Origin of the sequence: Clostridium brassicae, assembly GCF_026738875.1 — a bacterium.
In the GTDB taxonomy this organism is placed as follows: domain Bacteria; phylum Bacillota; class Clostridia; order Clostridiales; family Clostridiaceae; genus Clostridium_H; species Clostridium_H brassicae.
Genome location: NZ_JAPQFJ010000001.1, coordinates 177,887 through 190,806, shown reverse-complemented (window position 1 = coordinate 190,806; position 12,920 = coordinate 177,887). Strand labels below are relative to the sequence as shown.

Annotated in this window: 11 protein-coding genes; 5 read left to right on the top strand and 6 right to left on the bottom strand. The window is 27.0% G+C overall.

Features of this window, described 5'->3' with window-relative positions; all coding sequences use genetic code 11:
* Positions 1-122: 122 nt before the first annotated feature.
* A complete protein-coding gene (locus tag OW729_RS00895) occupies positions 123-653 on the bottom strand; it encodes a TetR/AcrR family transcriptional regulator (RefSeq protein ID WP_268059511.1) in 531 nt (176 codons plus the stop codon).
* Between the two features lie 177 nt (positions 654-830).
* On the opposite strand from OW729_RS00895, the gene OW729_RS00890 reads away from it, so the two are divergent.
* Positions 831-1,205 carry a phage holin family protein gene (locus OW729_RS00890; RefSeq protein ID WP_268059510.1) on the top strand — a complete coding sequence of 125 codons (375 nt, stop codon included), beginning with the start codon at positions 831-833 and terminating at the stop codon, positions 1,203-1,205.
* Positions 1,206-1,510: 305 nt separating this feature from the next.
* The gene (locus OW729_RS00885) at positions 1,511-2,260 is read left to right on the top strand and encodes a peptidoglycan amidohydrolase family protein (protein WP_268059509.1); all 750 of its coding nucleotides are present in this window, start codon (positions 1,511-1,513) and stop codon (positions 2,258-2,260) included.
* Positions 2,261-2,497: 237 nt separating this feature from the next.
* Here OW729_RS00885 and OW729_RS00880 read toward each other — a convergent pair whose 3' ends face one another.
* Both OW729_RS00880 and OW729_RS00875 read right to left on the bottom strand, forming a co-directional pair.
* Positions 2,498-3,931, bottom strand: coding sequence for a Na+/H+ antiporter family protein (locus tag OW729_RS00880; RefSeq protein ID WP_268059508.1), 1,434 nt, complete (start codon positions 3,929-3,931; stop codon positions 2,498-2,500).
* Positions 3,932-4,071: 140 nt separating this feature from the next.
* The gene (locus OW729_RS00875) at positions 4,072-4,893 is read right to left on the bottom strand and encodes an SIR2 family protein (RefSeq protein WP_268059507.1); all 822 of its coding nucleotides are present in this window, start codon (positions 4,891-4,893) and stop codon (positions 4,072-4,074) included.
* Between the two features lie 246 nt (positions 4,894-5,139).
* On the opposite strand from OW729_RS00875, the gene OW729_RS00870 reads away from it, so the two are divergent.
* The 3 genes from OW729_RS00870 to OW729_RS00860 are packed head-to-tail and all read left to right on the top strand — an operon-like array spanning position 5,140 to position 8,287.
* Positions 5,140-6,645: a YjjI family glycine radical enzyme gene (locus OW729_RS00870; protein ID WP_268059506.1), complete on the top strand. Its 1,506-nt coding sequence runs from the start codon at positions 5,140-5,142 to the stop codon at positions 6,643-6,645.
* Complete coding sequence (locus OW729_RS00865; protein WP_268059505.1) at positions 6,626-7,462, top strand: YjjW family glycine radical enzyme activase; 837 nt, start codon at positions 6,626-6,628, stop codon at positions 7,460-7,462. Before OW729_RS00870 ends, OW729_RS00865 begins: the two co-directional genes overlap by 20 nt.
* Positions 7,463-7,522: 60 nt before the next feature.
* Complete coding sequence (locus OW729_RS00860; RefSeq protein ID WP_268059504.1) at positions 7,523-8,287, top strand: DeoR/GlpR family DNA-binding transcription regulator; 765 nt, start codon at positions 7,523-7,525, stop codon at positions 8,285-8,287.
* A 120-nt stretch (positions 8,288-8,407) separates the two neighbouring features.
* Here the strand turns inward: OW729_RS00860 and OW729_RS00855 are convergent, their stop codons facing one another.
* From OW729_RS00855 to OW729_RS00845, 3 genes are all read right to left on the bottom strand, one after another.
* Positions 8,408-8,587, bottom strand: coding sequence for an aspartyl-phosphate phosphatase Spo0E family protein (locus tag OW729_RS00855; protein WP_268059503.1), 180 nt, complete (start codon positions 8,585-8,587; stop codon positions 8,408-8,410).
* A 298-nt stretch (positions 8,588-8,885) separates the two neighbouring features.
* Complete coding sequence (locus OW729_RS00850) at positions 8,886-10,805, bottom strand: sigma 54-interacting transcriptional regulator (RefSeq protein WP_268059502.1); 1,920 nt, start codon at positions 10,803-10,805, stop codon at positions 8,886-8,888.
* A 469-nt stretch (positions 10,806-11,274) separates the two neighbouring features.
* On the bottom strand, positions 11,275-12,873 hold the full coding sequence (locus tag OW729_RS00845; protein ID WP_268059501.1) for a solute:sodium symporter family transporter: 1,599 nt from the start codon (positions 12,871-12,873) through the stop codon (positions 11,275-11,277).
* Positions 12,874-12,920: the final 47 nt, after the last annotated feature.

The following is a 12,920-nucleotide window of genomic DNA, read 5'->3' as shown; positions in this document are numbered from 1 at the left end:
GGCTTAATTCTAAATGCAAATTATTTACGATAATAAATTATAGAGAGGTTTTTTCCTTGACAAACTCTTGAAGTTTATGTTGTTTCCAACTTAATGATATCTTACTGTAATTGACATCATTTTTATATTTTTAAACTATAGTATAATTCATCAAAGCTCATGTAATTTTCTCTCGACAAGGATATTAGATTAGTAATAATTAGATATGCCAATTTATAAGATGAAAGTTTGCTTGTTATGTTACCTTTTCGCTTTTCTATTTCAATTAGCTCTTCCATACTAGTATAAATGTAACCTACATACTTATTTTTGCCTTTTGAATCTCTTTTGGCTATAGCTATTTCATAAAAAATAGGCATATAATTTTTAAGAAATTCATTTATATAGGTATATATCTTTTCTAACTTAAATTTGAATTCTATATCGCTCTCTTTCATTTCATCTATAAATTTTAAAATTTTTTTCCAATCTTCTTTAAAAATATCCATCACTAATTCATCCTTGTTTCCAAAATAATTATAAAAAGTTCCTATGCCAATGCCACAGTTTTTAACAAGTTCTCTTATGTTTAAATCCTTATAGCTACTGTTAATAAGAATTTTTCTTCCTTCTTGTATAAGTTTTTCTCTAGCATTTTCAATTATTTTAGGCATGATATCACCCTTTCGCAAATTGTTCACATTTTACTATAAAACAATGAATTTTTCAACAAAAAGAATTTTTTGCATAATATATACGCATTATATACTATGTAGGTTAATCCATAATTAATTATATAAAATTAACTTATAGATAAACCTAAGAATTATTTTATGTGAGGAGTGAATATTATGGGTGAAAAAAGAAATGAGGAGAGAAATGATGAAAGAAAATCTGATATAGGAAGTTATTTATTGAGGTTCGTATTAATTGCTATTGTATTAGCTATAACTTCATTTTTAACTCCTGGATTCAGTATTGTAGGTTTATGGGCAATTATACTAGCTGCAGTTGTAATAACTATATTAGATTACCTAGTTGAAAAGTTAATGGGCGTCGATGCCTCACCTTTTGGAAAAGGAATAAAAGGCTTTGTAATTTCAGCTATAATCTTATACGCGACTCAATTTATAGTTCCTAATATGAGGGTATCTATAATTGGTGCTATTTTAGCATCTATAGTAATTGGAATATTAGATGCCATAATACCTGGTAGGGCTATGTAGAAAACATACTAAATTTTAAAAATTTATTCATTTCTAAATAATATAAGCAAATCCTTTTAGGATTTGCTCTTTTCTTCCATAATTTTATAGATATTTTATTAACATAAATTATCTATAATCACCCTATAATACGACAGATAAAGTCTAATTATGCTCTATAGTAACAAATTTATAACAATATGCTTATTTACTTACTAAATGTAATCTGCTAAAATTATAATGGTAACAAAATAAAGTCAGTACTACAAGATATGTTATGTAAAATTCATATTATAAAATATTATGTTATAGGAGTAGATTAACCTATGAATAAAAAAAAGAATTTTGAGAATCATTTAACCAACCTAGAAAGTAGCGAAGAAAGTAAAAAATATATAAATGAAATGCAACAAATGGAAGAACAATATGAGAAAAAAAGTACTATGGCTTTCCTTATAATAGCTATACCTATCTTTATTCTAGCTATTATTACAGTAAAACAAATGATATCTTTTTCAGTAAGTATGTCTAAAAATAGTACTCATGCTGAAGAACAAATTGCTTCTGATGCAAACAAAGGAACAGATTCGACTAAAAACACTCCTTCTGCACCTACTGCAGAAGCACTAAATGAAAAAATTTACAAGTACCTTGATGTTGAAGCTAATAGGAAAAAAACATTTTCAGAAGCTGTAAAATTAAATTCAGGAAGCGAAAAAGGAACTTCATCTATCTTTATATCTCAAGTATTAAGAAACAACGGACAAACTATATCTAAATCAGCTATAAACACTAAGACTTTAGTAGCAGAACTTGAAAAAAATGGTTGGAAAAAGATAACTGATTATAAACAACTTCAAAAAGGTGATATTTGTTTTGCAGCCCCTTCTAAAGAAGGCGGTTCACCATCTCATACATATGTTTTTATAAAATGGGTAAAAGAAGGTAAAACAGATTATGCTTATGTATGTGATAGCCAAGTTTCAGAATATAAAAATACTCTTCATACAAGAAATATATCTTCATCAACACCAAAGAAAGAAAAATTTGGTTTTCTTATGAGAAAAGAACAATAGTTTTTAGTTTAAATTTTATACCTTTGAAAATTCAAACTAGTAATTAAATCTAAAACTATTTTATTTGGATATTAGAAAATTTTATATTTATAAAACCCTATTGAAAAGTTTATCTTTTCAATAGGGTTTTCTTTCTTATACTCTTCTAAACTCACTAATCTTTAATAACTATTACATACTTTCATAAAGGTACTTGCATTTATTCTTTTCGCGGTTAGGAATTTTCAAATTCTATATCTATAATATATTTGCTGCTATCGTTCCAAAAATAATCAAAGGTATATTAAAATGTAAAAATGTAGGAACACATGTGTCCCATATATGATTATGTTGGTTGTCTGCATTAAGTCCCGATGTTGGTCCTAAAGTGCTATCTGAAGCTGGAGAACCTGCATCCCCTAATGCTCCTGCTGTTCCTATAAGAGCTATAATTCCTAATGTACTGAATCCTAAGCTTTGTGCAAGAGGACAATATATTGCTGCTAATATAGGTACTGTTCCAAAAGAAGTTCCTATTCCCATAGTTACAAAAAGACCTACAATAAGCATTATTAATGCACCTAATATTTTATTACCTGCAATAACTGCGGTAGCAGATGTAACTAATACCTCTATAGAACCAGTTTGTCTTAATACATTTCCATACCCTGCTGCTATAAGCATAACAAAGGATATAAATGCCATCATAATTATTCCCTCATTCATAAGCTTGTCTATTTCTTTCCACTTTATTCCTCCTGTAATTATCATAAAAGTAATTCCACTTAATGCTCCTAAAGGCAAAGATTGTGTTAATAGTTGAATGGTAAATGCTACTATGGTACCTACTAATGCAGAATATTGATTTCTTGTTAATCTTTCATTATGTATAATTTCATCTTTATCAATATTATTTACATGTGCATACTTCCACTCTTCTGATGATTCAAGTCCTTTATCTTCATTAATCTTTTTGTCTTTAATGGTTGTTTCTATTTCATAATCCATACTATAATTTATATTCTTTTCTATATTAGTAATCTCTATCTCTTTATATTCTCTTTGTTTTCTATAAGTAATAAATACCGCAACTAAAAGCCCTACAACCATACCTAGTGATGGAATCCACAAAGCTTTCCATATCATATTTGTAGTTACCTTTATGCCATTTGAAATAATCTGATCCCTAATTATATTATGAAATATAAGTCCAAATCCTACTGGAAGAGCTACATATGGGATTTCTAATCCAAAAGTTAACGCACATGCTACTGCTCTTCTATCAATTTTTAATTTATTCATAAGTTCAAGTAATGGTGGTATAAGGATTGGTATAAAAGCTATGTGTACAGGAATAAGGTTTTGAGAAAAACAACTTATAAAAGCAATTAATAAAATAAACATTATTTTTCTTTCTTTAACTACTCCTGATATCTTTTTTGCTAAAATTTCTGCAAGTCCTGTTTGGCTTATAGCCACTGCTAAAACACCTAAAAGAATATAACTTAAAGCTGTTTCCGAATTACCACCCATACCTTTTACTAAAAATGCCATAGTATCTTGAAATGACATTCCTGACGATACTCCTGCAGTAATGGCAGCAATAAGAATTGCTAATATTACATTTAGGTTCAGCAAACTCAATACTATCATAACTAAAACTGAAATAACAACTGGGTTTAACAATATCATTAATTTCCTCCTCGTATTTTGTACAACAATTCATCCTTTGTATATGTTTTACATTTTTAAATTATTTATTTCTGCTATATACTCATTACACTTTACTATTTTATCATACTAAATTAGTAATTTGATATAGTTTTATATAATTATTTTTCAAAATCATTAACTTTTATCCAAAGCTCTTTTAAAAAATTTTGGATTCCGTTCTGTTTATCATCTCTATCATAAATTATCGTCTCCACTCCTCTATTTTCTAATATCTCTTGTTGAACTGAATTTTTATTTAACAAAAAAATATAAGACTTTGGTCTACATGATCTATTCTTTGAACATTGCCACAAATCATTTAATTTATATAATAAATACCTTATATTTATATCATTTAAACTATATCCTATAAATAGTATAGATTTTCCTAATATATCTCCTTTAAGTCTTATATCTAATGGACTTTCGAAGTTTAATCTTTCAAAATAACTTGACTCTGTTAAAACTATAGAATTTTCTTCATTCAAATCACCATGAAGTTTTATTATTTCAGTAACATTTTCCTTAATATTTACTAAATCATCCATTGTAACAATTTTTGTATATTCTTTGTTATAATATTCAAAAGCTTTTTCAATCCATCTATCATAATTTGTAGTATATATAATTTGGAAATCTAAATCCACAATTAATTTATGTACATTTGAATCTTGAATTTTTATATTGCTATTATGCCAGTTTATATTCATCCAATTTATAAGCGATTCCATTGAGTTCTTTCTTATATTGTAAAATTCAGCTAATTCTAAATGATTGCCCATAGATTTAAAAACGTCCCTATCATATCCCAGCTCTAATGCCATTTCATCTATAAGTTTTCCCCATGGAGCACTTCCTAGAAGTTCTGATACTCCCGCTCCGATAAATAAAATTACTTTTTTTTCTCTTATCTCTTCTATTAGTTCTTCAGGTATTTCCACAATAACCCCTCTCTTTCTAAAAATTCCTATACTTTTCCCTCATCTACTCTAGTTTATATTTTCCCAACATGCCTGATTTAATAACCCTTGAGTTCAGTTAAATTAATATTATATTTATTTTGATAATATTAATTATTAGATAGACTATTAATAATTAACGTTGATATAGTTATCCATTCAATGTACAATATAATTAATATTCTGAAATGCTTTACATTATAAAATATTTTAAATGGAGTGAAGTATATGGATAGTATTTTAAATATTGTTAAGGATAAGACCCTAACTTATGAACAAAAAGTAATTTTTCTTGCAAAAGCAGCTGAAAACACTTTAAATGTATTAAACATAAACAAAGAAGTTAAAGCTTATATGGATGAAGGCATAATTTGTGACCTTAATGAGGGTCATGCTCCTTATAGACCTAGATATATAGTCCCTGATTATGATAAATTTATGAAGAATGGTTGTTGTTTTCTAAAATTAAAACCTGCAACAAATATCTGGGAAGCAATAAATAACCTGTTAATACTCTACAAACATGTACCTTCCATTACCACATTTCCTGTTTATATAGGTAATATAGATTCTTTACTTGAACCATTTGTAATAAATGAAGAAGAAGCTTATACTGCAATAAAATTATTTTTAACTCATATAGATAGAACTATAACAGATTCTTTTTGCCATGCTAACATAGGACCTTTTGATACAAAAGCAGGAAGAATAATACTAAAAGTTCAAAGAGAGCTTCAAACTTCTATCCCTAATATAACAATTAAATACAATGATAAAACTCCAGATGATTATGCAATTGATGCAATAAAAACATCTTTAATAACCGCAAAACCTAGTTTTGCTAATGATAAAATTTTTTCAAAAGAGTTTAATAATAGCTACTGCATTGCTAGTTGTTACAACGGTCTTCCTATTGGTGGAGGAAGTTATACTTTGGTAAGATTAAATTTAGCATATCTTTCTAAAAAAGCTATAGATGAAAATGATTTTGTTGATAATATACTTCCTGATGCAGTAAAAAGAATGACAAATTATATAGATGAAAGAATCAAATTTTTGGTAGAAGAAAGTGGATTTTTTGAAAGTAATTTTCTTGTTAAGGAAGGTTTAATATGTAAGGATAATTTCACAGCTATGTTTGGTATGTTTGGACTTGCTGAATGTGTTAATACTTTATTGAAGCCAATTAAATCAAAAGATAGATTTGGTCATGGGGAAGAAGCCAATAATTTAGGATATAAAATAATTGAAAGACTTCATCAAGAAGTTAAAAATCATAAGAATCCTTATTGTACTATAACAAACGAAAATTTCTTATTACATGCTCAAGTAGGAATCGATAGTGATAACAGCATAAGTCCTGGATGCAGAATACCAATAGGTGAAGAACCTGAACTTTATGAACACTTAATTCAATCAGCTAAATTCCATAAATTTTTTCCATCAGGTATAGGCGATGTATTTGCTTTTGATGAAACAGTAAAGAAAAATCCAGAATTTATATTAGATATAATTAAAGGTTCATTCAAGCAAGGTATAAGATATTTTTCCTTATATTGCAGTGACTGTGATGTCATAAGAATTACTGGATACCTTGTAAAAAAATCTGAAATGAGAAAATTAGATAGAGGAGAACAAACTCTTCATGATACCACTGCACTAGGCCTTGGAGCTGTAAAAAATCAGAGAGTACTAGAAAGAAGGATAAGGAAAAATGGAGCAAGCTCTAATTAACAAAATAATTCCTTTTAGTTCTGTAGATGGACCTGGTAATAGACTAGCTATTTTCCTACAAGGATGCAATTTAAACTGTCTTTATTGTCATAATCCAGAAACGATAAATATTTGTATTCATTGTGGAATATGTGTGAAAAACTGCCCTTATAAAGCACTTTCCTTTACAAATAAAGAAGTAATTTGGAATAAATCTCTTTGCATGGAATGTGATTCATGTATTAAAGTTTGTCCTAACTATAGTTCTCCAAAGACATTAGTTATGGATGTTAATGATATTTTAAAAGAGATTAATAAAGTAAAACCATTTATATCTGGAATAACTATTTCTGGTGGAGAATGTACTTTACAATCTAAGTTTTTAATTTCTTTATTTAAAGAAGTTAAAAACCTAGGTTTAACTTCTTTTTTAGATACAAATGGATTTATCTCTTTACAAAATCAAAAAGAATTAATAAAATATATGGATATGGCAATGGTAGATTTGAAGTCCTATGATTCAAAAGAACATAAAAATCTTACGGGAGTAGATAATAAAACTGTAATAAGTAATATAAAATATTTATCTCAAATAAATAAATTATATGAAATAAGAACTGTTATAGTTCCTAACATTTTAAACAATTGTCATAACGTAGATATGACAAGTAGGCTCATAGCATCACTAAATCCAAATATAAGATATAAAATTATAAAATATAGACCCTTAGGTGTTCGACATGAACTCATAAATAGTTATTCACCTTCAGATGATGTTATGAATAACCTTGGAACTTTAGCTACTAAAAATGGCTGTAAAAACATAATATTAATTTAATTGCCTATATACTGCTTAATCAATAAATATTCACATAACCTATTCATCGGAGGTGCTACTTTGAAAATAAATAGAATAAAAAAGATAGAGGCTTATTTGATAAAGCACGAAAGTGCATCCTTAGACACTCTTTGTGAAATATTCAACGTTTCAAAAAATACCATAAGGAGAGATGTCTCAGAATTAGAGAAGAAAGGAATAATAAAAAAAGTTTATGGTGGTGTAACTGTAACTAATAAAAAAAGTACAATTCCTTTTGCTGAAAGGCAAATTAGTAATTTGAATGAGAAAAAACTTATAGGTAAATTAGCTAGTGAACTTGTAGAAGATAGAGATATCATATTTATAGATTCTGGAACCACAACCCTACAAATGGTGCCATTTCTAAAAAACAAACAAAACTTAACTATAATTACAAATAATCTAGTAGTAATTCAAGAAGCTATAGCTTATGATAATTTAAATATTTTATCAACAGGTGGTACACTATATAGAAATACTAGTTCATTTGTAGGTATTGAAACATTAAATTTTTTAAAACAATATAATATTTCTAAAGCTTTTATGGCTGCTTCAGGAATATCTATTTCAAAAGGAATTACTAATTCCTCACCTTTAGAATCTGAAATTAAAAGAACAATGGTAGAAAACAGCGATAAAGTTTTTATTTTAGCCGATTCTTCTAAAGTTGATATAGTTTCTCTTATGACATATTGTAGTATAAAAGAAATAGATGCGCTTATTACAGATAAAATTCCTTCTAAAGATTTTTCTGAATTTTTCAAGGCAAATAATGTTGATCTTTTAACTCCTAATAATAAATAAAACTTATTATCTTATTGTTTAGGGGTTATACGAAAATTAACTTTTGATAACCCCTTTTTCACTATTTTTATTTTATAACTCTTCACTTTGTCTCCTTTTTTAAATTATATAATTATCTTTCTATAGTGTCTTTTGAAAAAAATAATATATATTTATAAGTATATCTAGTTCCTCACTAATTTGTATTAGTTCATTATCTAACATACTTGGCTTTTCTTCAATTAATTCATACATTTGTTGTTTTAAAAAAAATATATCCTCTTTTATTTTATCTATTTCTTCTCTCTTATATTCTTTCACATAACCCCTCCTTTTTATTTAGTATCTTTATTTTCTATATATTTTTTGTATAACAGATTATATTAATTTACAAAAATATATTTTGCAAAAAATATGCCATTTTTTTATTTTTTTACATAAAAATCTAAAGCTAAAGTTTACTACATTCTAAACACCTTTAATCAATAAAAACTCATGGATAATTAATATGATGATATTAATTATCCATGAGTTTAATCTACTTATATAATTTTAAAATAGTGTATATATCTGTATATATATCATATTTTTTTGATACACTTTAAAACAATATAATACATTAAATATTATTAATTTTATATTTCTTCATTTTCCTATACAATGTACTTCTAGAAATTTTCATATCTTTAGCTATCTTACTAATATTTCCATTGTGTTTTCGTATTAATTTTATAATACTATTAATCTCCTCCTCTTCTTGTTTTGTTTTTTTATATTTTACAAACTCATGAATACTTATACTTTCATCTAAAAAACCAATTTTTCTATTGTTATCCTTAATAATTTCATTATTAAGTACTTCATTATAAATATTTTCTGGTAAATGCTCTATACAAATATTTTCTCTGTCAATTATATTTAATATTCTTTCCACAATATTTTCCAACTCTCTAACATTTCCATGCCAATCATATCTAACTAAACAATCTATAACATCTTTATTTATTTTTTCAAAACTATCATATTCACTATATTTTTGTTTTCTAAGAAAATATTTAATAAGTTCTAATATATCTTCCCGTCTTTCACGAAGAGGTAAAATTCTTATCGACATAACGTTTAAACGGTAGTATAAATCTTCTCTAAAATTACCTTTCCTAACTTCTTGAAATAAGTCCTTATTAGTTGCACAAATTATCCTTGCATTTACAGGTATAATTCTGCTACCTCCTATACGTGTTACAGTTCTTTCCTGAATAACTCTTAATAATGCAACTTGCTGTTCTATAGGCATATCTCCTATTTCATCTAAAAAAATTGTTCCTCCTGATGCCAGTTCAAATTTCCCTGGATTTCCTTCTTTCTTTGCACCTGTAAATGCTCCTCCTGCATAACCAAAAAGTTCGCTTCCTACTAATTCTCTTGGTAATGCTCCACAATTAACAGCTATAAATGGTCCTTCAGAACGATTACTATAATTATGTATAGCTTGTGCAAACATCTCTTTTCCTGTGCCACTTTCACCATATATTAAAACGTTTCCTTCTCCTAGGGCAATATTTTTTGCGCTTTGTATAGCTTCTAGCATTTTTTTATTTTTCGTAATAATATCCTCAAAATCAAATCTTGCCTGGTAACCATTAAAGCGATTAACCAAGTCACGAATCTCCTTAATATCACGAATAATAATAACAGCTTTACTAATGTTTTCTTCTTGTTCTATTGGACTACCTGAAATAATACATCTAATATCTCTCAGTTCATTTGGTATAATAATTTCAACATTATGAAAAGATTTTTTGTTTTTTAATAGTTTATTAATATAATAATTTTTTTCTTCAATAACTAACTTTGAAAAATGCTTTTCTATTTTATCCTCACAATTATTACATATTTTATCTAATATATTATTTAAACTATTACAGTTACCTAGTTCATCAATAATGATTACAGCCTCAGATATGTTTTTTAAAATGTTGGTTAAGTAGTTATTAGTTAGTATTAAGTTTTTATTAACATTTATTAATTGATCTGATTTTTTTTTGATTTCTGTTTCAAATTTCTGCTTTATTTTTTCTAATTCCATTCCTTTATTATCAAACATATTTTCACAATATTCTGTTTTAACTGTTTGTGATTTTCCCCTTTGTAAATAAAAATCTTTAGCATTAAAAGCTAATACTAAAGTAAACTCCTTATTTTCAATTTTCAATTTATTCATATATAAATATAAGCAAAGTTCTTGACCTTTTTTATTTATAATTTTTATATTACTATATTTACCTGTACATTTTTGATAATTTTCTATAATATCCATATAATCTTTATGCACTAATTCCATAAACCTTATTTTATTTAATTCATATTTAGAATACTTAAGTATTGATTTAAAATATGAGTTTATGTACACAAATTTCCCTTTATTTAAAACACAGATCATTATGGGTATATTATTTATAAGTTCATTAATATCTTTTAATTTAAATACTTCCATATCAATGTAATCTTTAATTTTATCTTCTAATATATCTTTATTCATACTCCATATTTCCTCCCATCTAAATCAAAAAAATTATTGTATAAAATAACTTATTTATTACTATTTAAATAAAAAAGACTGGCTATAAAATTAAACTAAAGATTAACTTATAAATTCCTGCTTTATATTTTATCGTATTAGTTTATAATAAAGTATATCTTAAATAATATTTTACCATGAAAATAGTTGTTTTTATGGTAAAATGACTTTAATTTCAAAATATTTTACAGTTTTCAATAATATATTTTTAATAAAATACTTTGATTTTGTTTTTTTAATATAACTACAAATGTAGCTTATAAAAAATGGCTTCTGCTAATGCAGAAGCCATCTTTTTTGTAGGGTGAGCGTTTTTCTTTTTTGGAAGGTATATCTTTGGTATAACATTTATTTATGTTATAGGGCTTGTTCAAAAATCTATTAACAAATTTTCAAACCCCCTAAAACTCTAATTAATCTAGATTTATAATTAAGCAGCTATTCCTATTTTTGAGAATAGTGCATAAACACAAATCATTATTATTATTGCTATAACAGAAACAGTTTTAGCATGTTTCCATGGTGTAATATCAACTTGTTCTGTGTATACTTGTTCAAAATCTGTTTCTCTTGGTTTCATCTTACCAATTACAAGCATAATAATTACATTTACTGGGAATAGCACTCCTAGTACATACAAGAAATGTACATCTGATGCTACAAACTTAGATATTGTATATAACACTACATGTGATAAAAGTGCTACTTTTGGAGCAATTGCTGGTACCTTCTTACTGAAGAAACCTACAAAAACTGCCGCTAATATCGGAACGTTGTAGAATCCAAAACATTCTTGTAAATATCCATATAATCCAGATGGAGCATATGATATAAATGGAGCAATTGCAATTGAAGCTACTGCTAATATAGTACCGAATTTCTTACCTATTTGTACTAAATGAGCATCTGTTGCTTCTGGGTTAAATACTGGTCTGTGAATATCTAATGTATATAATGTTACTGCACTATTTAATGCACTGTTAAATGAACTTAAGATTGCACCAAATAATACTGCTGCGAAAAATCCTAATAATGGTTTTGGAACTACATCAAGTATTAATTTTGGATAAGCTAAGTCATTGTTCCCTAATGTTGGTCCATATAAATGGAATGCTATAATTCCAGGTAATACTAAGAAGAAAGGTCCTAAAAGTTTTAAGAATCCAGCTATAAGAGCTCCCTTTTGTCCTTCTGCCAAGTTCTTAGCTCCAAATGTTCTTTGAACTATAGATTGGTTAGTACACCAATAAAATAAATTGTTAAATAATAATCCTGTACATAATACTGGCCATGGTATTAATGGTGATTGTGAACTTGCAGGGTTAATTGAGTTTAATTTTTCTGGATGAACAGTTAATAATGTGTTTAAACCATCTGAAAAATTTCCATGTCCTAATGCTACTAATCCAAGTATAGGAATCATTAATCCCCCTAGTAGCAATCCAGCACCGTTGATTGTATCTGAAACTGCAACGGCTTTAAGTCCACCAAATATAGCATATATTGCACCTATAATACCTATTGCTGTTGCTGTTATAGCTACAGCTGTAAACTGACTTGTACCAAATATTTGTTGTATTCCGAATATTTGATTTAATACTAAAGCTCCAGAATATAATACTGTTGGAAGATAAGTTAAAACATATCCAATTAAGAATAATATAGATATGATTTGTTTTGTTTTTCTGTCATAACGTTCCTCTAAGAAATCTGGTATAGTTGTTATACCACTTTTTAAGTACTTTGGTAATACCACCAAAGCTAGGATTACTAAGGCAATTGTTGAAGTTGCTTCCCAAGCCATTGGTCCCATATTAGTAGCGTAACTTTGACCATTTAATCCTACCATCTGTTCAGTTGACAGATTAGTAAGCATTAAAGAACCACCTATAACTATTCCAGTTAAGCTTCTTCCTCCAAGGAAGTACCCATCTTGCGTTGATAAATCATCATCACGAGTTTTCCACCATGAAATTACCGCAACCATAATGGTGAAAAGTATAAAAGTTATAACCGTAAATAAACTCACTCAAATCTCTCCATTCTTCATCGTTTTGTTTAGTTATATATTCTATT

Excerpts from the sequence above, each read along its gene's own strand:
- OW729_RS00880 (WP_268059508.1), bottom strand. The coding sequence starts at position 3,931 with ATGATATTGTTAAACCCAGTTGTTATTTCAGTTTTAGTTATGATAGTA.
- OW729_RS00850 (WP_268059502.1), bottom strand. The coding sequence starts at position 10,805 with ATGAATAAAGATATATTAGAAGATAAAATTAAAGATTACATTGATATG.
- OW729_RS00865 (WP_268059505.1), top strand. The coding sequence starts at position 6,626 with ATGGAGCAAGCTCTAATTAACAAAATAATTCCTTTTAGTTCTGTAGAT.
- OW729_RS00895 (WP_268059511.1), bottom strand. The coding sequence starts at position 653 with ATGCCTAAAATAATTGAAAATGCTAGAGAAAAACTTATACAAGAAGGA.
- OW729_RS00870 (WP_268059506.1), top strand. The coding sequence starts at position 5,140 with ATGGATAGTATTTTAAATATTGTTAAGGATAAGACCCTAACTTATGAA.
- OW729_RS00885 (WP_268059509.1), top strand. The coding sequence starts at position 1,511 with ATGAATAAAAAAAAGAATTTTGAGAATCATTTAACCAACCTAGAAAGT.
- OW729_RS00890 (WP_268059510.1), top strand. The coding sequence starts at position 831 with ATGGGTGAAAAAAGAAATGAGGAGAGAAATGATGAAAGAAAATCTGAT.